Genomic DNA, 22,133 nt, shown 5'->3' with positions numbered 1-22,133 from the left:
ATTCTTTCCTTTTTAAAATGTAAAAACCTCATTTCAATATTGAAATGAGGTTTTGTTATTTGATGTTTTTTAATTAAAAATTATCCAAGAGCAACTCTTGAAAAACCTGTAACAGTTAAACCACCGTCAACAGATTTTACATAAGCAGCAACGCTCATAGAACCATCTTTAATGTAATCTTGGTTTACCAAAGTATTGTCTTTGAAGAAACGGTTTAATTTTCCTTTAGCAATATTATCTAACATTGCTTCTGGTTTTCCTTCTTGACGTAATTGATCTTTAGCAATTTCGATTTCTTTTTCAATAGTTGCAGCATCAACACCTTCTTCATTTAAAGCAATTGGGTTCATAGCAGCGGCTTGCATCGCAACGTTTCTTGCAGCTTCTTCAGCACCAGCAACGTTAGCAGAAAGAGCAACTAAAGTAGCAATTTTGTTTCCAGCATGAATGTAAGAACCAACAAAAGCACCGTTTAATTTTTCGAAAGAACCGATTTCGATTTTTTCTCCAATTACTCCAGTTTGCTCGATTAATTTTTCAGCAACTGTGATTCCATTGAAATCAGAAGCTAAAAAAGCTTCTTTAGAATCATAGTTTAAAGCTTGGTTAGCAAAATCAGTAGCTAATTTTACGAAACCTTCATTTTTACCTACGAAGTCAGTTTCACAATTTAATGTAATAACTACTCCAGAAGTTTTATCAGCATTAACTGCAGCAATTGCAGCACCTTCTGTAGATTCTCTATCCGAACGGTTAGCAGCAACTTTTTGTCCTTTTTTTCTAAGGATTTCAATAGCTTTATCAAAATCACCTTCAGCTTCTACTAAAGCTTTTTTACAGTCCATCATTCCTGCACCAGTGGTAGTTCTTAATTTGTTTACGTCTGCAGCAGTAATAGTTATTGTTGACATAATATTTTTGTTTTTTAAATTAAAAATCTTTTAAAATTAAATTACGAATTACGAACTTAAAATTACGAGTCAAAATAATTCGTAATTCTCAATTCATAATTCGTAATTATTTTGTTTTATTTATTCTTCAGTTGAAGATTCAGTTGAAGCAACTGGAGTTTCAACCTCAGTAGTAGCTTCTACTTCTGGAGTTTCAACTTCAGCATCTTTATCAGAATTTCTGTTAGCTAAACCATCAACGATAGCAGCTGTTACTAAAGATAAAATTTTATCAATTGATTTTGAAGCATCATCATTGGCTGGGATAACGTAATCTACTTCACGTGGATCAGAGTTAGTATCAACCATTGCGAAAACTGGAATGTTTAATTTTTGTGCTTCTTTTACTGCGATATGTTCAGCTTTGATATCTACTACAAATAATGCAGCAGGTAATCTTGACATGTCAGCGATAGAACCTAAGTTCTTCTCTAATTTTGCACGTAGACGATCTACTTGTAATCTTTCTTTTTTAGAAAGTGTATTGAATGTACCATCTTTTTTCATTTTATCAATTGCAGCCATTTTTTTAACCGCTTTTCTGATAGTAACGAAGTTAGTTAACATTCCACCTGGCCATCTTTCAGTGATGTAAGGCATGTTACAAGCTGCAGCTTTATCTGCAACGATGTCTTTTGCTTGTTTTTTGGTAGCTACAAAAAGTACTTTTCTACCAGAGGCAGCGATTTTTTTCAAAGCTTCGTTAGCTTCTTCAATTTTTGCTGCTGTTTTATATAGATTAATGATATGAATACCATTTCTTTCCATATAAATGTATGGAGCCATATTTGGATCCCATTTGCGAGTCATGTGTCCAAAGTGAACACCAGCTTCTAATAACTCTTTTACTTCAATTTTGTTTGCCATTGTGTAATAGTTTACGTTCCGTGATTAGCAATGTTCCTTTAGCTATTTGCTTTTGGCTTCATTTAGATGCTAAACTAATTCCTTTTTCAATAAAAAGAATATCGGCAACTTTATTAATTTCAATTTTAATTTGTAAAAATAAATCTGAATATTAACGTTTAGAGAATTGGAATCTCTTACGCGCTTTTTTCTGACCGAATTTTTTACGTTCTACCATTCTTGGATCTCTTGTTAATAATCCTTCTGGTTTTAGGATTGCTCTGTTTTCAGCTTCCACTTCACACATTGCTCTAGCAATAGCCATTCTAACAGCTTCTGCTTGTCCTGTAGAACCACCACCATATACATTTACTTTTACATCAAAGTTAGATGCATTTTCTGTCATAGACATTGGTTGCAATACTTTGTACTGTAAAGTAGGTGTTGGGAAGTAGTTTTCAAACTCTCTTTTGTTTACGGTAATTTTTCCTGTTCCTTCTGAAACATAAACACGTGCAACTGCACATTTTCTTCTACCGATTTTGTGAATAACTCCCATTACTTTAAGTCGTTAAGGTTTACGGTTTTTGGTTGTTGAGCTGCATGTTTGTGCTCAGAACCAACATTTACATTTAAATTGCGGAATAATTCAGCACCTAATTTATTTTTAGGTAACATTCCTTTTACAGCTTTTTCTACTAATAATGCAGGGTTTTTTTGTTGCATTACTTTTGCAGTCAAGCTTCTTTGTCCTCCTGGATAACCTGTGTGTCTGATGTACGTTTTGTCATCTAACTTGTTTCCAGTCAGGTTGATTTTCTCTGCGTTGATAACAATTACGTTATCTCCACAATCAACGTGCGGTGTATAACTTGGCTTGTATTTACCTCTTAAAAGCATCGCAACTTTTGAAGCAAAACGACCTAAGTTATGACCTTCAGCGTCTACAACAATCCACTGCTTGTCTGCGGTAGCTTTGTTTGCTGAAACTGTCTTGTAGCTTAATGTGTTCACAATAATTTATTTTAATTAAACATTCCATTCCCAATTACGGGAGTGCAAAAGTACAATTATTTATTTATTAAACAAACACTGATATAAAATCTTTTTAGTTTGCTTTTCAGTGATTTAAAGAATGATTATCATTTCTAAAAAAATATTTTCCTATTTTTACACTTTAACTATACAAAATGAAACCAAAAGCCACATTAAAACAAATTGCTAAAGAGTTAGGAGTTTCCGTTTCCACAGTTTCAAAAGCATTGAATGGTAGCCCAGAAATTAGTGAACCTACCAAGCAACGTGTTCAAGAATATGCCAAATTGAAAAACTATAAGCCTAATGTTATTGGATTAAGTTTAAAAAGCAGAAAAACAAAAACGATTGGAGTTGTAATTCCTAATATATTGAATTCCTTTTTTGCAAAAGTTTTTACGGGAATTGAAAAAGTAGCTGATGAAAAAGGATATAAAGTAATTACATGTATTTCAAATGAAAGTCTTGAAAAAGAAATCAATATTTTAGAAATGTTAAGCAACGGAACTATCGATGGTTTTATTTTATCAATTTCTAAAGAAGCTCAAAAATTACAACAATTTGATCATTTAATATCTATTATTAATGAAGGTACACCAATGGTAATGTTTGATCGCATTGCTGATGAGGTAAATTGTGATAAAGTAATTGTTGATGATTATGAAAGTGCTATTAATGCAACAAATCATTTAATAGATACAGGTTGTAAAAATATTGCATTGTTTACAACTATAAAACAATTAAGCGTTGCAAACTTACGAGCACAAGGTTTCTACAAAGCTTTTGAACAGAAAGGTTTGAAAGTAAATGAAAAATTAATAATTCAAACAGACAATGTAGATGAGTTTGATATTTTGGTAAAAGATTTTTTCGAGAATAATAATGTAGATGCCGTTTTTGCTTTAGATGAACATTCAGCTACTACAGCTATGAAAATGGGTTTGAAAAAAGGAATGAAAATACCAGAAGAACTATCGGTTATAGGTTTTGCTGATGGAGTTTGGTCTCGAAGAATGACGCCGAGTTTATCTACAGTTAGTCAACATGGTCCTGAAATAGGCGAAGTTGCGACAAGATTATTAATTGATAAGTTAGAAAGTAAAGATGATAAATTAACTTTTTCGACAACAACAGTAAAAACAGAATTGCGTCAAAGAGATTCTACGAAGAAGTTAGTTTAAAAATATAATTGGTTTCAACCAAATGTTTTTTTTCGAGGACGAGTTCAAAAGCTATTGTATTTTTTAATGCTATAGCTTTTATTTTTTCAATTTCACAATCTTGAGATAAAATCATCAAGCAGTTATTTTCATATGATAAGTAATTTGTCAACTGTGAAAATAGATTTTCAAAATATTCAAAATTTTCACCACAAAACCATGCTTGTTCTTTAACAGTATTTGCTTTTTTAGGATAATAGGGTGGATTGATAAGGATATAATCAAAAGTTTGATTATCTAAATTTTGAAATAAATCAGAATAAATAATTTTTAATTTCAAATGATTTTTAGAAGCATTTTTCTTCAAATAATTTAAAGCTATTTCATTAATATCTGAAGCTGTAACTATTCCTCCTTTTTTTGCAGCTAGAAGTGAAATAATACCGCTTCCGCAACCTAGTTCTAAGAGTCTTTTATTTTCTAAGTTTAAAGTTTCAATGTAATCTAAAAGTATTTTGGTACTGAAAGTCATTTGTGGAGGAAATACATCAGGATGTACTCTTATTTGAATGTTTTGAAAAGAAAAAATTCTTGGTTTAGAATAGAATTTATTTAAACCAAATTTCAAAAATGGATGCGTTATTTTTTTTAAAAATGCTCTCATCTATTCAGAATAAAACCCTTCAATTTCAGGTTGTCTGTATTTCCATAGTTTTTGCAAAGCCTTGATTTCATATGGATAATGATAAAAACCGGTTTTGTATCTTAAACTAGCAACAGATGTTAATATGGTTTTTTTCAATCCACGAATTCTGAAATCTGAAACAGTGGGATAATAGCCGTTTAGAACCGTTTCAAAATTTTTAATAGTGTCAATCATATAAGGTTTTAACCAAGGCGTTAAAGGATTTTTACGTAAATCGAAATTTTCCCAACTTGGAGAAATCCAATCTTCTAATTGTGTTGGAAAAGAAAATCCTGCATCTAGAATTTGTTTGTATAAGTCTGAACCTTCTGTTGGCACTGGACTAAACAAATAAATGATAATTTCGGCATTTGGGTTGATGGTTTTGATTTCTTTGATGAAATTGATATCCCAGAGAATTTGGTCATGGACTTCTTTCTCCGTTTTGGCAGGCATTCCTAATACAAAAGACAGTTCGGGAATGATATCAGCGTTTTTCATTCGAAGTACAAAATCTTTAATCATTTGCCCGGTTTGCGTTCCGCCTTTATTCATTTGTTTCAAAACAGCATCGTTTCCAGTTTCGGCACCAAGAAAAATCATTTTGCAACCTGCTTTTCGCATCAATTTTAAGTCGTCATCGCTATACATATTAATAGTGTCGATTCGGCCTTCGCCCCAATAACTGATGTTATCGTTCATAATCAGTTCTGAAAATTCGAGCACTCGTTTTTTAGAAGTAAAGAAATTATTGTCGTGAAATTCTACTGCGTCTATATTGTATTTGTCTTTGAAATATTTGACATCTTCGTAAATTCTCGCAGCCGACATGCCTTTCCATTTGGCATTGTAAATTGGAACCACAGCGCAAAATGAACACGAAAAAGGACAACCCATACTTGAATGATAGGATAAAGTTTTATTACCCATAAAGGTTTTGGCCAAATAATTTTTAACGGGATAAAAAGAATTTAAATACTCATAAGGAAATTTCGGCAAAGTGTCTTGGTCAAGCAAAGCTTCAACAGCCGTTTTGATGATTTCACCTTTAGCGTCTTTATAAATAAGGTTTTTGATTAAGAAAATCTCTTCTTTTTTATTTTGTTCCAAAGTCGTAATCAAAGAAGGAAAAGCCACATCGCCTGGACCATTAATTACATAATCTACAACACCAGATTCCAAAGAAACTTTGTATTGATTGGCGGCAAAATAGCCGCCCCAAATGGTAATGGTTTCGGGATATAATTCTTTTATTTTTTTGGTAAACGGAATCGCCTGACGTAATTGTGGTCCAGGCATAACGGTAGAACCAAAGTATTTGAATTCGCCCGATTTTAAATAATTTTCAATGGTTTCCCAAGGATTTTTTTCTAAATTTCCATCCACAAAAACATAATCATATTTTCCATGAATAGCGGCACCAACTTGCAAAATCGAATTTGGAATTCGGTGTTTACCGTTGGCACTTTTGGGATTGAATATGATTATTTTGTTAAGAGACAATATTTTTAAATTTAAATAAAATTAAAACCAAAACCTGAGCTAAAGCACTGCCGAATAAAACGCCAACAATACTATAATCTAAATATAAAAACAACGAACTTAAAAGCGTATTTGTTATTACTCCTAAAAGAAGGTTGCGAACAACTGTTTTTTCTTGATGTTGTTTAAACAAATTTACAATATCCAATCCATATACATAGGATGGATAAACATACATAAAGGCAATTAAAAAGAAAATAAAGCCAAAATTTGTTTTGATATAATATTTAAGGATAATGGAAATCACAAACAAAGCAACCGGGACAATAACGAGACCAATTGTTGCTAATGCTTTTTGTGATTTTTCAATAACATTATCGGTGTTTCTGTACAACATTTTAGTAAATGGGGCATATATGAAAACCGTTATCGACATTGTGAAAACTAACAAACTATTGATAATTTGATATTCGGCAGTGATGGTATTATTGCCTATATTTTCAATAATATACACATCAATTTTAGAGGCCAGAAATCCTAAAATTGACAATAAAAAGAAAGGAAAAGATGATTTGAAATAATCAATTTTAAAAACTGATTTTTGTAATAAAAAGAATTTTTTGAAAATTATAAAATAGAAAAAACCTTTGAAAAATTGATATGAACTATAAATAATGAGCAAACTATAAACATCAATTTTGGCTTTTAAAAAATAAAAAGAAACACCAAAAATTATAAAACTACCAACTTCAATTACAATCGATTTGTCAAATTCCTTTTGGAACAAAATCAAAGCTTCAACCGAATGATTTAGAAATCTTCCAACAAGCCAAATTACAATCCAAAACCCAAACTGAATTGGAAAAAACAAAAAGCCTGTAATCGAAAAAATTACAACCAACGGAAATCGCGTCGTCATATTTTCAGAAAAAGCTGCGCCAATTTTATTTGGCTGTTCGCTGAATTTCCGGAGCAAATATTCTTTATTTCCCCAATTGATAAATTGTAAAACAAGTAACGAAAAGAGAAGAATTGAGACGAATGATCCCCAGATTTCTTTGTCTGAAAAATGGATAACCAAAAAAGGAATAATTAAACCAAATAACGAAACCAACACTTGTCGGATAGCATTGCTTGAAATTAAACTTAACTTTTTTAATGATTTATTTTTCAATGTAATTCGATTTTTCTTAGCGTGTAAAAACCGATGCCTCTATCATAATCTGAAAGATAAAGTATCGTTTTGTTGTCAATTAAAATTGGTTTTAGCTTATGATTTTTGTCAAAGGTTAGTTGTCTATGATTGATAAAAATCTGATTGTTTTTGATTTCTAATTGTTTTGAGTCTTGATTTTTAAAAGCAATGATGACTTTGTTTTTGCCTTTTTCGTTCCAATAAAAATAAGTCAATTCATCGCTGCTGATTTGATAATCATAAATCAAAATTGGGCTTTCAACGGGTAGAAAGCTTTCATTTTTTTGAGGTGCTGATTGTTTTAGAAAAGTTCCAATGGCAAACACAATACAACCAAAGATGAAGGTTTTTATTAAAACTGATTTTTGAAATGCTGCAACCACAAAAAACACGGAAAAAGAAAGTAATAAAAACAATCTCAAATAAGAAAACGGAAAGTCATATTCAATAAAAAACGACAGCGGAAGATTGTTGATTAAAAACAATAAACCACAAAAAACAATCTTTTTAATTTTTGAAATACCACTTTTTAACAATGCCAAAAAAGGAAACAACAGTAAGATGAAAGTATAAGTACTTCCATAAGGCGAAAGCAAAATCATTGCTATAACCCAAAATGCGAATGCAAAAAAACTATTTGAAATTCTTTTGGAAACAAAAAAGCCAATAGTTAGTACTCCAATTTTGAAAGCAAAAACAATAATAGGAAATAAGCTTGAAGCATGAATAAATGGATTTGGATTTTCAACAGATTCATACACAAAAACCCTCTTCAAAAACATAAAAACCGATTGGTAATTGTCGACAAAACTGGTTGCGATTTCACCGTTTGAAACTTTAGGCAAAACTTCTTTTAGGTAAAAAAACCAAATGTCAATTCCTGTGAATATAACTGAAATTCCAAAAAGCAAGAAACAAGAAATTGTTAGATATAATAATGGTTTCCATTGTTTTCTAAACAATAAAAGCGCAACAATCAGCACAGGAAATACTTTAAATAAAATAGCGAAACTCCAAAAGAATGCCATCAATTTCCATTGTTTTTTTTCACATGCCAGCCAACCTTCGGTTAATAAAAAGAAAAGTAAAAAATAAACTTGTCCAAACAGCAAACTGTTTTTTATCGGTACCAAAAACAGTATTGGAATCAGCAAAGCATAGCGCCAATCAATTTTGTAGTAATTGAATAATCTGAAAAGACTAAAAACTAGTAAAATAATTGAAACACTATTGAAAATTAATTTGGCTACACCTAAAGAAAAAAAAGCAAACGGCAAAAATATAGTAGCTAAAAAAGGCGTATTCGGTGCATAACTCGCAAAAATTCCAGAGTAACCTAAATCTGAAATTGCTTTGTTGAATTCATAAGGAAAATAGATGTTTGAATTGAACTTTCCTTCAGTTAAAAACTTTCCGCCAAAATAATAATTAGAAAAATCATGAATAGGAAAATGAGTTGCTTGAAGCAAATAATAGCCACAAAGTAGAAGCAAAGGAAGAAAAGGATAATATTTTAAAAATATTCTTTTCATAGATTTTTAAAAAGAGAAAATGACCATAATTTGTTTTTATGGATGAAATAAGAAAAAGAAACTCGTAAAACACCGAAACCATAGGTAATACTTCTTTTAAAATTAATTGAACTTGCTTCTTCAAAATAATTAGCTGGACAAGAAATTTCACCAATTCGAGCTTTCAAATAACAACATTGCGCTAAAAATTCATTGTCGAAAACAAAATCATCTGAATTGTTTTCAAAGTCTATTTTTTCTAAAATTTTAGCATCAAAACAACGATAACCTGTGTGATATTCTGAAAGTTTTTGATTCATTAAAATATTTTGGATAAATGTCAAAACTCTATTAGAGATATATTTATATAAAGGCATTCCTCCTTGCAAAGCACCTTTTCCTAAAATTCTTGAGCCCAAAACTACATCAAAAGAATTATTGGCTACCAAATCACACATCGAAGGAATTAACTTTGGTGAATATTGATAATCTGGATGTAACATTACAATGATGTCTGCTTTTAATTCAAAAGCTTTTTTATAACAAGACTTTTGATTTGCACCATAACCTTTATTTTTATTGTGAGCGATTATATGCTTTATACCTAATTTTTTTGCAATTTCAATAGTGTTATCATTGCTAAAATCATCTGTAATAATTGTATCATCAATAATTTCAAAAGGAATTTCTTCAAATGTTTTTTGAAGAGTTTTTTCAGCATTATACGCTGGCAATACAACTACTATTTTTTTGTTATTAATCATTTAAATGATTTACTTCATTGATTGATTCTTCTCTAACATTAGTCGAAACAGTTAAACCTTGAAATGGAGCAAAAAATTCCACTTCATTTCTATTGTAAAGATTTCCCAAAAAAGGAAATTCATCATAAACGTGAGTTGACAAACCCGAAAGCAGATTTTGAACTTGATTCAAAGGCATGTTCCATTCTAAACTTAAACGCTCTGCAGATGGTTCCATAAAAGAAATATATAATAATTCAGTCAAAGTGTGTTGTTGTGTTTCTGAAAAATTAACACCATTTGTCAACGCTAATTTTTGTGTTCGGTTGTTTTCTCTATAATTAATAAGTGTGTTTTGAAATTCATTGAAATTCAAAAATCCAGGAAAATCATTTTGTGGATTAAACATTTGGTTGATACTTGATTCGTGGCACCACATGCATTTAGCAGGTTTTCCCGCATTTGAATGAGTTGCATCTGCATTTGGTTTTCTATTTCCTGCAATGTCAAAAATTCCAAAACGCAGTTGGCCATTTGGTAATAGTTCAATAGTTTCATATTCATAAATTTCACCTGTAATTGGGCTAATTTCTTCGGAAATAAACAATTGATTAAAACCATTTTGCTCTGAAAATTGAATGATACGATGTTCTAGTGAAACACTTGAATTATTTACATAACCTTTTTGAGGTAAAAGAGTATAATTATTTAAAACTTCATTCAAAGTTTTTGGTGTTCCAATAAACTCATAGTAATGTTCTGATGCACCAAGAAGCAATGAAACATACCTTCCTAAATCAATTGAATTATTAAGTTGATATTCTGAAGTTGCTTTAATTTTTTCTGATAATATTAATAATTTTTCTTGAGCTTGTTCTGAAAAACCTAAATGCTTTATGTTGATGGTAATACTATTATCAGTATTTCTAAAACCTGTATTTGAGCTTGGTAAAGTGGCACCAATATAAGACAAAGCCCATTTTAGACCGATAAGAGATTTATCTATGGTATCATCAGTATACGCTTTATTCCATTTTAGATTAATAGTTGTTTCATTCTCTATTAAATCGGAATAGCTATCATTAGTACATGACAGTATGAAGAAAGTGATAAGAAATAGAACTAACTTTTTCATAGTTTAAAAAGAATTATATTTTACTAACTTCATAAATATAATAATAGGAATTGCGAACAATGTTTTGGTCGTACTTTTTGATAAATCTAATTTTTACTTTTTCATTGATTTTTTCCCAAATGTTTTGTTTTAAACTTTTTGTAATTGGATAGTTAGAAACATAAATGGCATAATCGTTTGAATCAATATAATTGGTTAACATTTCTGAGATATCTTTTTCGGAGATATTGAGGACGTTATCAAAATTCCAATAACAATAACTTTGGTAACTGCCTTCGCTGAGAAAATAAACTTTCTTTTTTAAATATGGACTAATAGCTGTTCCATCACAAGTAATAGTTATAATTTTATTGTTGTTTAACTTGTTATCTTTTAAATAATCAATCGCTTTTTTGGAAGATGTAAATTGATATTTATAATCCACGGCATAAGCATAAATTCCACTAAAAAATTGAATAATTAAAATGCTGTATAAAATTGGGTTTTTTAATAAAGTTAATTTTAATGAACTCAAATAATCTCTTATTTTATAGTCTTCTGAAGGATAAAAATGTTCCATCCACATCCCGATGATGATTATTAAATAATTCATTCCGTCATATCTTGTGGCACTTATTTGGGTAACAAAAAAGAAAACCTGAACACCAATCAATCCAATATAAACAAAGAAAAGCGTTTTGCGATTTTTATAAAATAATAGCAACGGAATACAATAAGTCAACAAACCTAAAACTGCTGAAAAAGGTTTGCTGAGATTAACCAAAAGATTAGAATTCCAAAAATGGATTGTCCTAAAATCTGGAATTGTGACAATAGCTTTGAAAAGTGAAACGAATCCTTTAATGAATTTTTCGTCAAATGACATATCATCAATTCTCTCAAAAAAACGAGTATCATCTGGAGGAATAATTTGAATAATAGTCAATAGTATTCCAAAGCCGAAAATTAAATATCCAATACAATAAAGCTTTTTAAATAATTCTTTGTCAAGATAATTTTCAAGTAAAAGAGTCAAAAAAATTGCAAAAGCTATAACACTAAACATTAAATGAATATTGGCTGCTAAAGCTAAATAAATGCATAAGAGTAGAAATTTCTCTTTCCGTTTTTCAAAAATAGTACAAGCTAAAAACAAGAATAAAACACCCAAAATATAATTTCGGCTAATCAAATTGTACTCGAAAATCATAAAATATCCAAAGATGAAAAGAATTTTAAATACTAATGAAAATGGAGCTTTTCGAAGAAAAATATAGACAACAGAAGTCGAAATCAAAATGTGCAAAAATTGCATCCAAAAAGGATTCAAGGTAAATCGGGTTAAGACATAGAGTAATAAATTCCATAGAATTGGATGACCTTCGTATCTTGTATTTTGAATTAATTCTAAAAATGAATTGCTGTCTCGAGCTAAAAGATAGTGATGCGCTTCATCTAACCATAATTCGTGATGCAAAATGCCAAAAAAACTAACCACAAAAAAAATGGCTGTTAATAAAACAAGATATGTGGTTTCTTTTTTCAAATGATTATTTACTAATTTTCATCATTCCACTAGCCAAAATGGATTTGGTTTTCAATTTCAAGGCTTTCAATCCTGATTTTGCTTTATGAAATTCGACTTCGTTCACCACTTTGCTCACAGCATATTGATAATATTTTCTCGAATATGTTCGTGCAAAATCAATCTCTCTATCGGTTGAGGTTTCCCAATCAGGCTGTTGTGTGATTTTGTGTTCTATTTCGTTATACAAACTCGTTCCTTTGATAGGATAAGCAATGGTTATGGTGTACAAAGTTGGATTGGCATCTTTCAAATATTGAATAGTTTCCGTGATATCTTTCTCCGTTTCTCCAGGATAACCTAGCATGATAAACGTTCCGGTTTCAATACCAATAGCATTCGTATCCTGAATTACTTTTTTTACTTGATTGACATCAACACGCCTGTCCATGGCATCAATTATGGTTTGAGAACCACTTTCTGCACCAATCCATATTCTAAAACAGCCAACATCTTTCAAAAGCTGTAAAATTTCATCATTTAATCGTTCAGCTCTTGTAATACATTCAAAAGGAATTATGGTTTCTTGCTTTAAAACTTCTTCCTTGAAAGACAACAACCATTTATGACTAACCGTGAAAACATCATCAACAAACCAAATTGCATCGGGATTGTATTTTTCTTTCAACATTTTCATTTCTTCCGCCACTTGATTTGCTGGTCGACGTCTATAACTTTGCCCGTAAACCGCTGTGCTGCACCATTTACAGGTGTACGGACAACCGCGTTGTGTTGAAATTGTCATCGAACTTTGCCCGTGATTAGTTTTCCAAGTGTCTAAATAGTTTTGCATGTTGATGGCTTTTCTATTGGGCAACGGCAATTGGTCTAATTCTTTAAATTTGGTTCTTGGTTTTGTTTGAACAATTGTTCCATTTTCCAAAAAAGCTATTCCATCAATTTCGTTAAAATTATAATTATTAACGATGGCATTATAGAGTTCAAATGTGGTTTCTTCACCTTCGCCAATGACTAAAAAATCAGCTCCAGCTTTGAGATAATTTTCTACATTGTAGGTAAGATCTGGACCGCCAAGGACAATTTTTTGGAAGCTATATTTTTCGGTTTTTAGTATTTTAATCAGTTTAATGACTTCAATTTTAGTCATCAAATTAGTGTAAATGCAAATGATTTTTGGTTTCTTTTCTAAAATGAATTTAAGTTGTTCAGCCTGATTTGAAAATGTGGTATCAAATACATCATTGTCAATATTTTTGCTTTTCAAATATCCCGAAACATACAATAACCCTAATGGTGGATAAGGTTTCATTATCTTCTGTTCTTTTGGATCATCAGACAAATAATAAGCATGTGTAAAAAGAATATTCATCGTTTTTGCAATGTTATGATGTAATGATCAGCATATTTTGATAGGAATGACCAATTTTTAATTCTATTTTCCATCTTGTTAAAAAAATGCAACAGCCATTTTTTATTTTTAAAAAAAGCTTCTAAATAAGATGGCGGAACAAAAAAACCAATTAGTTTATACTTTATTAAGTCAAAATCTTGCTTTGCTAAATTTACAATATCTTTTGGGTTATAGTAGTAAGTTGCTACATTTTCTCCATCAACATTAGCAATTACTTTTTCTTTTTTTCTTCTGAAAATTGATGAAAATTGAAGTTTTATTAAGAAATAAAATTGCTCCCAAATGGTGTTTTTTGGCATAATAACCAAAACCATTTTGCCTTTTTCAGAAAGGATTGAGCTAATATTTGCAAAGAAATTTTCGAATTCCGATTTTGATAAGCAATTTAATCCGCCAAAATTGGAAAAGATTAAATCAAAAGTTTCACCTTCAAAAGTTTTTGTAATCGAATTGATATCGGCAGTTTTGAAGTTAAGGTTGGCTTTACTTTTTGCTATTTCAATCATTTTTGGCGAAATATCGGTAGCCGTTACGTTGAAGTTTTGTTTTGCCAACCAAATGGCATCTTCGCCTGTTCCACAATTGATTTCAAGTATATTTTGAATGGAATTTAAGTGTTTAGAAAGTTCGGTATAAACTAAATGGCGTTGAATTTTTCCAATTTCTGAATTGGTAAATGTTTCGTCATAGTTTGACGCTGCTTTATCAAAACTAGCTTCCATGGTGTTGAAGTTTTTTTAGCAAAATGGAATCTAAAAATGAACTAGGAATATAATAAGCAAGTTTTGCAATTGACTTTAAACTGGTAACGGTAATGGTATTTGGTTTTGAAAAAACATTTTTCAGATTTTGAAAACCTTGTTGCTTTCTGAATTCTTTATGTACAAAACGTTGCAATTTTCGATAATAATTTGTGTTATAAGTTCCATTAAACATCATGTCAAAATCATCAGAATCTGTCCAATTGGCTTTGAGTTTTAAATCGTCTTTTACTTTGTTGTAAAACTTCGTGCCAGGTAAAGGATAAGAAACAGAAATACCAATATTATCAGGCATTAGTTCTTTGACCATTTCAATTGTTTTTTGAATATCTTGCTGGTTTTCGTCTAAATAGCCAAACTGTAGAAAGAAAGCAATTCGAATATTTTTAGCTTTCAAAAGTTTTGTGGCTTGATAAATTTGTCCAACAGTTGTGCCTTTGTCCATGGCATTAAGGATTTTTTGTGAAGCACTTTCGGCTCCAACCCAAACTTCTTCTAAACCAGATTCTGCTAGGCAATCAATGGTGTCATCTTTCAATAATAAATCAACTCGACTTTGAATGTAATATTTGATTTTTAAGTTATGGTCTATTAAATTTTTGTTGAATTCTTGAACCCAATTTGGTTTTAAACCAAAAATATCATCACACATCCAAAATCGTGTAACTCCAAATTTTTCTTTTAAAAATTTAATTTCCTTAACAATATATTCTGGAGAATGTGCATTGTAACGATTACCATAAATAGGTTTGGCGCACCAATTACATTTATAAGGACAACCACGAGTCGTAGCAATGTTTAACGTAAATTCTTGTCCACTTTGTTTCCAAATATTTTTATAACTTTCAATGTCAACCAAATCCCAAGCAGGCAAAGGCAAATCATCCAAATGCTGTAAAACTTCTCTTTTGTTGTTGACCTGAATTTTATTATTGCTTTTGAATACAATTCCTTTTAAATTATCAATTGACTCATTTTTATCTAATGATTTTAAAAGTTCTAAAAGCGTTATTTCACCTTCGCCCAGAAGAATAAAATCAGCTCCTTTTTCAATATATTCTTCATAATGGTCGGTTGAATCGGAACTACAAATAATTATGGTGCAATTGTGTTTTTTTCCTAATTGAATCATTTCAAAACAAGCTTCGCGCATATTGGTCAAACACATTTTGGTCAAATAGTTAAAACCATCATCATAAATGACTAAATAATCGGGAGTTTCGTTTATTAAAACTGGTTCAATTGATGTTGAACTGTCTAATAAGTTGGTGTCAAAAAGTGAAACTTGAAAACCATTTTCACGAAGTAAAGATGCTGCATACAAAGTTCCCAAAGGCGGAAAAGGCGTTTTGTTTTTCCATTGTTTTGGGTCAAGTTTATAATAATAAGAATGTGAAAAAAGAATGTTAGACATATTCTTTTATGATTTCAATATTAAATTTTTGACGAACTTCTTCGAGTTTTTCGTTAAGTGAAAAAATTACTTTTTTTTGAAAATTTGATGGATGATGTTTAGATATGTTTTTTGTTGATTTTAATGCAATTTTAAAATCCGTTTGATTCATATAACTAAATTTTGATTGCCATTTTTTTAACGTAATTATTTTAAAAGCATTATCAACTTTATTTCCAATTTTATTATCAAAGATAAATTCAATAGTTTTTGAAAAAAAAGGTTTTTGAGTTTCTTCTACTGAGTTTATTTCGGGTGTAAACTTTGAAAAATAATCATAAATCCATTTATTTTCGTTGTAAAACTGCTTAAACACATCTTTTCCTTGCAATGGAATTAATGTTTTCAATTCGGTAGCAGTAAATCTGTTTTGTTCTTCGATTTCCAAACTACAAGATGAAACAAAATAGTTGATACAAAAATATTTACGAGAATTGAGAAGGAATATTTTTTTATAAAGCATTAATAAAGTTCTGCAAATCCAAAGTTTTTCAGGTTTTGTGATTACAAAAAAATCTATATCACTGTCATTATCAAAATAACCTTTTGACAATGAACCTGAAACGCCAACAGATTGAACATATGGGAATTTTGAAATAAATTTTGCTCTTTCTTTTGCTTTAATTAAAGCTTTTTTTGCCTGTAAATTTCCTTTTAGTCTTTTGGTTACACTATCTAAATCGGTACCATAAACGTAGAAATCGTCAATTTTTGTAACAATTTTTTCGTTGATTAAATACTGAAGTTCATTGAATGTTTCGTCAATATCAGTATGATTATTATAACTGTGGATTTCTTCTAATTTTAATGGATATCTAAAAATAGAAAAGTACAATATGGTCTTTAAACTATCCACAATTTTGGTTTTTTGTTGGTTAAATATAGTAAATAGAAACTACTTACTAAAGTGTAGATTAGTTTTTAAAGATATGGTTGCGTTAAATAATTAAAGAATTAATGTTTAATTAATGTGCTTCCAACCAATTTTTACCCATTCCCATTTCTACTTCTAATGGAACATCAAGTTTGAATGCATTTTCCATTTCATATTTAATCATCGGTTGAATTTTTTCCAATTCGCTATTGTGAACATCAAAAACTAACTCATCATGCACTTGCAATAGCATTTTTGATTTCCAGTTCTCAGAAGTCAATTTTTTATGAATATTAATCATAGCAATTTTGATAATATCTGCTGCTGAACCTTGAATTGGTGCATTCACTGCATTTCGTTCGGCTGCACCACGAACAACTGCATTGGCAGAATTGATATCTTTTAAATAACGACGTCTTCCTAAAACTGTTTCAACAAAACCATTTTCTCTAGCAAAATCAACTTGATTTGACATGTATGATTTAAGTTTCGGATAAGTTTTATAATAGGCATCAATCAATTCGGCACTTTCAGAACGCGATAAATCGGTTTGATTGGAAAGTCCAAAAGCAGAAACACCATAAATAATTCCAAAGTTCACCGTTTTTGCATTGCTACGTTGTTCTTTAGTAACTTCTTCTAAAGCAACATTAAATACTTTTGCAGCGGTACTTCTATGAATATCTTCATGATTTTGAAATGCTTTTATCATATTTTCTTCTCCTGAAAGTGCTGCAATAATTCGTAACTCAATTTGCGAATAATCGGCAGAAAGTAACGTGTAGTTTTCATCACGAGCAATAAATGCTTTTCTAATCAATCGTCCACGTTCTGTTCGGATTGGAATGTTTTGTAAATTCGGATTGTTAGAACTCAATCTTCCCGTTGCAGCAACTGTTTGCATATAATCGGTATGAACACGACCAGTTTTTTTGTCTACTTGTTCAGGTAAAGCGTCAATATATGTGCTTTGTAATTTTACCATTTGTCGCCATTCCAAAATATCGCGAACAATCTCGTTATCTTTTGCCAAATAACTCAATACTTCTTCTCCAGTTGCATACTGACCAGTTTTGGTTTTCTTTTGTTTTGCACCTCCAATTTTTAATTTTTCAAACAAAATATCACCTAATTGTTTTGGTGATGCCAAATTGAATTTCTCTCCAGCTGTTTCATAGATTTTTTGTTCTAAAGCGCTACTTTCTTTAGCCATTTCGATGGACATTTTCTTTAAGAAATCTTCGTCAAGGTTGATGCCTTCCATTTCCATAGCAGCCAAAACAGGAATTAATGGAATTTCTATTTCATCAAACAATTTTTTGGTGCCAACTTTTTCTAAAATAGGTTGAAAATGTTGTTTTAGTTGTAGCGTAATATCAGCATCTTCTGCTGCGTATTCTTTTATTGCTTCAATTTCCACTTGACGCATTGATAATTGGTTTTTACCTTTTTTACCAATTAAAGTTTCAATTGATTTTGGTGAATATTTTAAATACGTTTCACTTAAAACATCCATATTATGGCGCATGTCGGGATTTATTAAATAATGTGCAATCATGGTGTCAAACAATTTACCTTTCACCTGAATACCATAATTTGCTAAAACTTTTAAATCATATTTACAGTTTTGACCAATTTTTTCAATGCTTTCATTTTCAAAAAATGGTTTGAATTTATCTGCTAAAATTTGTGCTTCTTTTTGATTCTCAGGAAATGGAACGTAAAAAGCTTTTCCTTTTTCATAAGAAAAAGACATTCCAACTAACTCAGCGTTTAATGCATCAATCCCTGTGGTTTCAGTATCAAAACAGACAGATGTTTGATTCATAAGGTTTTGTATTAATAATTTTGCGGCAAAATCACCCTGAGCAATTTGATATAAATGTGATGTAGTTTCTAAAGTTGCATAACCAGAATGTGAAGTAGAATCATTTGAATCTTCATCCGAAAAACCAAACAAATCCATTTGGTCTTCATTAGTTTTTTTTGGAGTAGCTTTTTTGGTTGTTTGTGGAGTAGAATTATTGTTTCCATTGGTTTCAATTTCGTCATATTCTTTTCCTGTTCCAAAAAATTTATCAAACTGAGCTTTCATTTGGCGAAACTCTAATTCTTGAAAAATAGCATCAGTTTTTTCAACATCGGGTTTTGAGAGTTCAAAGTCTTTTGCATCAAAAGTCACCGGACAATCGAGTAGAATTGTGGCTAATTTTTTTGAAAGTAATCCGAGTTCTTTGTTGGCTTCAATTTTTTCTTTGATTGCGCCTTTCAATTGATGTGTATTCTCCAAAAGATTTTCTAATGAGCCAAATTCAGCTAAGAATTTCTTAGCAGTTTTTTCGCCAACACCAGGTAAACCAGGAATATTGTCGGCAGAATCGCCCATCATTCCTAGGTAATCAATTACCTGTAACGGATTAGTGATTTCAAATTTTTCTAATACTTCGGGAATTCCCCAAATTTCAATGTCGTTACCCATTCGTGCAGGTTTGTACATAAAAATATTTTCAGAAACCAATTGTGCAAAATCTTTATCTGGCGTAACCATAAAAACTTGAAAACCTTCTTTTTCTGCTTGTTTTGCCAATGTTCCAATCAAATCATCGGCTTCATAACCTGCTTTTTCCATAATTGGAATATGCATCGCTTTTAATAATTCTTGAATATACGGAACAGCAATTTTTATAGCTTCGGGAGTTTCATCTCTATTTGCTTTGTATTCTGGAAACATTTCATTTCTGATATCACTTCCACCTTTGTCAAATGCAACCGCTAAATGGTCTGGTTTTTCTCGTTTGATTACATCCATTAAAGCATTCATAAAACCCATTATAGCTGAAGTATCCATTCCTTTTGAATTGATACGAGGATTTTTAATGAAGGCAAAATAACCACGAAAAATTAGAGCATAAGCATCAAGAAGATAAAGGCGTTTTTGAGTTGACATAGTATAATTTATATAAAACGTAAAAATAGTTAAACTAAGCTAAAAAGAGAATTAAAATATTAAGTTAAATAATATTTAATTGTTTGATGTAACTCTACTTTTCTTTGTTAATTTGTTAAAAATTATAATAATGTCACGTTGGCTTTTTCTATTTTTAATAGTTGCGGTTGTTGAAATATATGCTTTCCAGGCTTTTAGAACAATTACAAAAGTTAAATCCTATCAGTTTATTTATGTCATTTTAAATGTTGTTGCGATAATTTATATCATAAATGGTTTTTTTCATTTTGATAGAAGTGTTGGACAAACAAAGCAATCTTTATTGACAATAGGTTTGTTATTGTTAATGTTTGTTCCAAAACTTTTGATAACCTTTGTGATGATATTTGAAGATATTTACAGAGTTTTTTCGGGAACAATAACGCGTTTTCTTGGTGATAGAGATTATGGTAGTTTTTTACCAGAAAGAAGAAAATTTGTCAGCCAAATAGCTTATGGATTAGCGGCTATTCCTTTTGTTTCTTTTTTATATGGAATGACATATGGAAAGTATAATTTTAAAGTTATTAAACAAACATTGACATTTGATGATTTGCCTGAAAGCTTTGATGGGTTTACACTAGCTCAAATTTCAGATATACACAGTGGAAGTTTTGACAACCCAGATAAAATTAAATATGCAGTTGATTTAATTAATAAACAAAAATTTGATTTGTTACTTTTTACAGGTGATATTGTTAATACAGATGCAACAGAAATGCATCCATGGATTGATACTTTTAGAGAATTAAAAAACCCAACTTTTGGAAAATATTCAATACTCGGTAATCATGATTACGGTACATATAAAAATTGGCCTTCAGATAAAGCTTTAGAAGACAATTTTGAAGCTGTTAAAGATTTGCATCGACAAATTGATTTCAAATTGTTATTAAATGAAAATGTAAAAATTCAAAAAGATAATCAAGAAATTGCTTTGGTAGGTGTTGAAAATTGGGGAAGACATTTTGGTGAAAAAGGCGATATAAATAAAGCTTCTGAGAATTTGAACAAAGAAGATTTTAAGATTTTGATGAGTCACGATCCAAGTCATTGGGAATATGTGGTTAAAAATCATGAAAAACATTTTCATTTAACGCTTTCGGGACATACACATGGTTTTCAATTTGGAATAGAAATTCCAGGAATTGTAAAATGGAGTCCAGTTCAATATGTCTATAAACAATGGGCAGGTTTATATGAAAATCTTGGAAAATATGTTTATGTTAATAGAGGTTTTGGTTTTCATGCTTATCCTGGAAGAGTAGGTATTTGGCCTGAAATTACAATTATCGAACTAAAAAAAGGTAAAAAAGTAGCATAATTAGTTAAAAATGTTACATTTGTGTCATAAATTTATTTCTTTGTAAAAAAAAGAAATTTAATATTTTGGTTTTATGTCAAAATTTGGAGAATTAATTAACGCTCAAGTACCAGTGTTGATAGATTTTTATACAGAATGGAACGATTCTTCCGTTTCTATGCATCCTGTTATCAGAGATGTTGCTGCAGCACTTGGTGACAAAGCAAAAGTTATTAAAATTGATGTAGATAAAAATCAAGAGTTAGCTGAAGCACTTCGTATAAAAGGTCTTCCAACTTTAATGATTTACAAAGAAGGTCAAATGGTTTGGCGTCAGTCAGGTGAACTTGATGCAAACACTTTGATAACTATTGTTCAAGAACAGATTTAGTCAATTTTCTCAAACGAAAATCCTTTTTCTTTTAGATAATCTAATGTTTTAGGTAAAACGTATTCAAGGTTTTTCCATGCTTTTTGACTGTCATGAAAAACTACTATACTGCCGTTTTCAATGTTTTTTAAAACATTTTCTAAGCATTTTTCTTTAGAAATGGTTGAATCAAAATCAAAAGAAATAATATCCCACATAATTATTTTGTAACCCATTTTTCTCAACTTTCGAGATTGTGAAGGTTTAATTTTTCCATATGGCGGACGAAATAGAGTATTATTTTCAGAGTTCAGATTGTTGATTTCAGATTGACAAAGAATAGTATTTTCAATATACTTCTTAGAATCAGTTTTCCATCCATTTAGATGATTGAAAGTGTGATTTCCAACCGAATGTTTTTCATTTATTATTCCATTAAAAACAGTTGGGTATTTTTGAATGTTATTTCCAATACAAAAGAATGTTGCTTTAGCGTTGAAAATTTTTAATTGTTTTAAAACCCAATTTGTAATTTCTGGTGTTGGTCCGTCATCAAAGGTTAAATAGATTTTTTTCTCATTAGTTTTTATTTTCCAAACATACTTTGGAAACATTAATTTCATCCATTTTTTAGATTTAACCCAAACACTCATGTTGTAAATATAAGCAATAAAAAATGTGCAAAACGATAATTTCATTTTTGCACAT

The 22,133-nt window shown here is 30.3% G+C and carries 20 protein-coding genes; 3 read left to right on the top strand and 17 right to left on the bottom strand.

The features are described from left to right. Positions 1–80 precede the first annotated feature (80 nt). The 4 genes from tsf to rplM all read right to left on the bottom strand — a co-directional run bounded on the left by tsf (position 81) and on the right by rplM (position 2,810). Positions 81–911: a translation elongation factor Ts gene (gene tsf / locus RN605_RS08730; RefSeq protein WP_313324261.1), complete on the bottom strand. Its 831-nt coding sequence runs from the start codon at positions 909–911 to the stop codon at positions 81–83. Between the two features lie 120 nt (positions 912–1,031). Then, the gene (gene rpsB, locus RN605_RS08725) at positions 1,032–1,817 is read right to left on the bottom strand and encodes a 30S ribosomal protein S2 (RefSeq protein ID WP_313324259.1); all 786 of its coding nucleotides are present in this window, start codon (positions 1,815–1,817) and stop codon (positions 1,032–1,034) included. A gap of 151 nt (positions 1,818–1,968) precedes the next feature. Next, a complete protein-coding gene (rpsI, locus tag RN605_RS08720; RefSeq protein WP_313324257.1) occupies positions 1,969–2,355 on the bottom strand; it encodes a 30S ribosomal protein S9 in 387 nt (128 codons plus the stop codon). Then, entirely contained in the window at positions 2,355–2,810 is a 456-nt protein-coding gene (gene rplM / locus RN605_RS08715) for a 50S ribosomal protein L13 (protein ID WP_313324255.1), read from the bottom strand. Before rplM ends, rpsI begins: the two co-directional genes overlap by 1 nt. Before the next feature lie 176 nt (positions 2,811–2,986). On the opposite strand from rplM, the gene RN605_RS08710 reads away from it, so the two are divergent. Next, the gene (locus tag RN605_RS08710; protein ID WP_313324253.1) at positions 2,987–4,012 is read left to right on the top strand and encodes a LacI family DNA-binding transcriptional regulator; all 1,026 of its coding nucleotides are present in this window, start codon (positions 2,987–2,989) and stop codon (positions 4,010–4,012) included. Here RN605_RS08710 and RN605_RS08705 read toward each other — a convergent pair. The 12 genes from RN605_RS08705 to polA form a co-directional block, all read right to left on the bottom strand. Beyond that, complete coding sequence (locus tag RN605_RS08705; RefSeq protein ID WP_313324251.1) at positions 3,993–4,655, bottom strand: methyltransferase; 663 nt, start codon at positions 4,653–4,655, stop codon at positions 3,993–3,995. The two genes, RN605_RS08710 and RN605_RS08705, sit on opposite strands and share 20 nt — an antisense overlap. Beyond that, positions 4,656–6,179 carry a B12-binding domain-containing radical SAM protein gene (locus RN605_RS08700; protein ID WP_313324249.1) on the bottom strand — a complete coding sequence of 508 codons (1,524 nt, stop codon included), beginning with the start codon at positions 6,177–6,179 and terminating at the stop codon, positions 4,656–4,658. Further along, positions 6,169–7,332 carry a polysaccharide biosynthesis protein gene (locus RN605_RS08695; RefSeq protein ID WP_313324247.1) on the bottom strand — a complete coding sequence of 388 codons (1,164 nt, stop codon included), beginning with the start codon at positions 7,330–7,332 and terminating at the stop codon, positions 6,169–6,171. Before RN605_RS08695 ends, RN605_RS08700 begins: the two co-directional genes overlap by 11 nt. Then, on the bottom strand, positions 7,329–8,885 hold the full coding sequence (locus RN605_RS08690; protein WP_313324245.1) for a glycosyltransferase family 87 protein: 1,557 nt from the start codon (positions 8,883–8,885) through the stop codon (positions 7,329–7,331). The genes RN605_RS08695 and RN605_RS08690 overlap by 4 nt, the downstream gene beginning before the upstream one ends. Then, the gene (locus RN605_RS08685) at positions 8,882–9,628 is read right to left on the bottom strand and encodes a glycosyltransferase family 2 protein (protein ID WP_313324243.1); all 747 of its coding nucleotides are present in this window, start codon (positions 9,626–9,628) and stop codon (positions 8,882–8,884) included. Before RN605_RS08685 ends, RN605_RS08690 begins: the two co-directional genes overlap by 4 nt. Beyond that, a complete protein-coding gene (locus RN605_RS08680; RefSeq protein ID WP_313324241.1) occupies positions 9,621–10,742 on the bottom strand; it encodes a hypothetical protein in 1,122 nt (373 codons plus the stop codon). The genes RN605_RS08685 and RN605_RS08680 overlap by 8 nt, the downstream gene beginning before the upstream one ends. Before the next feature lie 13 nt (positions 10,743–10,755). Then, positions 10,756–12,267, bottom strand: coding sequence for a hypothetical protein (locus RN605_RS08675; RefSeq protein ID WP_313324240.1), 1,512 nt, complete (start codon positions 12,265–12,267; stop codon positions 10,756–10,758). A gap of 4 nt (positions 12,268–12,271) precedes the next feature. After that, positions 12,272–13,636 carry a B12-binding domain-containing radical SAM protein gene (locus tag RN605_RS08670; protein WP_313324238.1) on the bottom strand — a complete coding sequence of 455 codons (1,365 nt, stop codon included), beginning with the start codon at positions 13,634–13,636 and terminating at the stop codon, positions 12,272–12,274. After that, positions 13,633–14,400: a class I SAM-dependent methyltransferase gene (locus RN605_RS08665; RefSeq protein WP_313324236.1), complete on the bottom strand. Its 768-nt coding sequence runs from the start codon at positions 14,398–14,400 to the stop codon at positions 13,633–13,635. Before RN605_RS08665 ends, RN605_RS08670 begins: the two co-directional genes overlap by 4 nt. After that, positions 14,390–15,853: a B12-binding domain-containing radical SAM protein gene (locus RN605_RS08660; protein ID WP_313324235.1), complete on the bottom strand. Its 1,464-nt coding sequence runs from the start codon at positions 15,851–15,853 to the stop codon at positions 14,390–14,392. Before RN605_RS08660 ends, RN605_RS08665 begins: the two co-directional genes overlap by 11 nt. Continuing rightward, positions 15,846–16,748: a nucleotidyltransferase domain-containing protein gene (locus tag RN605_RS08655; protein ID WP_313324233.1), complete on the bottom strand. Its 903-nt coding sequence runs from the start codon at positions 16,746–16,748 to the stop codon at positions 15,846–15,848. The genes RN605_RS08660 and RN605_RS08655 overlap by 8 nt, the downstream gene beginning before the upstream one ends. Positions 16,749–16,857: 109 nt before the next feature. Then, complete coding sequence (gene polA / locus RN605_RS08650) at positions 16,858–19,713, bottom strand: DNA polymerase I (protein ID WP_313324231.1); 2,856 nt, start codon at positions 19,711–19,713, stop codon at positions 16,858–16,860. A 130-nt stretch (positions 19,714–19,843) separates the two neighbouring features. Between polA and RN605_RS08645 the strand changes: the two genes are divergently transcribed. Beyond that, positions 19,844–21,076, top strand: coding sequence for a metallophosphoesterase (locus RN605_RS08645; protein ID WP_313324229.1), 1,233 nt, complete (start codon positions 19,844–19,846; stop codon positions 21,074–21,076). A gap of 73 nt (positions 21,077–21,149) precedes the next feature. Further along, a complete protein-coding gene (locus RN605_RS08640; protein ID WP_313324227.1) occupies positions 21,150–21,446 on the top strand; it encodes a thioredoxin family protein in 297 nt (98 codons plus the stop codon). Here the strand turns inward: RN605_RS08640 and RN605_RS08635 are convergent. Beyond that, positions 21,443–22,123, bottom strand: a complete 681-nt coding sequence (locus RN605_RS08635) for a polysaccharide deacetylase family protein (protein WP_394853500.1) — start codon at positions 22,121–22,123, stop codon at positions 21,443–21,445. The genes RN605_RS08640 and RN605_RS08635 overlap by 4 nt on opposite strands. Between the last annotated feature and the right edge of the window lie 10 nt (positions 22,124–22,133).

The sequence above is a fragment of the Flavobacterium sp. PMTSA4 genome, from assembly GCF_032098525.1.
GTDB classification, from domain to species: domain Bacteria; phylum Bacteroidota; class Bacteroidia; order Flavobacteriales; family Flavobacteriaceae; genus Flavobacterium; species Flavobacterium capsici.
The sequence above is the reverse complement of the archived record's forward strand: the minus strand, read 5'-3'. Positions and strand labels throughout refer to the sequence as shown.